We start from the raw sequence: 331 nt of genomic DNA, 5'->3' as shown, positions 1-331 counted from the left end.
GGGCTGGGCCCACTCCGTCCGGTCCAGGCCGGCGCCATCGAACACGACGTCGCGCAGTCTCCCGGGCAGCAACCCGTCGAACCCGGCGCACACCGCATCGAAGGCGGCGGCAAACACCGGGTAGGTCTCGTACAACTCCCGGCCCATACCGGCACGCTGAGAACCCTGCCCGGAGAACAGGAACGCCGTCCCGCCCTCACTCGCCGAAGTGCCCTCGGCCACAGCCTCCAACTGACCCAGGAAGTCGGCCTGTTCGCGCCCGACGAGCACCGCCCGGTGCTCCAGCCCCGCACGAGAGACAGCAAGCGAGAAACCCACATCAACCGGCCGG

Annotated in this window: 1 protein-coding gene; it reads right to left on the bottom strand. The window is 69.8% G+C overall.

Annotated elements, in window-relative coordinates:
• Nucleotides 1-331: acyltransferase domain-containing protein (locus POF73_RS45975; RefSeq protein ID WP_272125512.1), on the bottom strand; the 331-nt coding region annotated here is incomplete at both ends.

It is taken from the genome of Streptomyces sp. HD (assembly GCF_028369295.1).
GTDB lineage: Bacteria > Actinomycetota > Actinomycetes > Streptomycetales > Streptomycetaceae > Streptomyces.
This window is presented reverse-complemented; position numbering and strand designations above follow the sequence as displayed.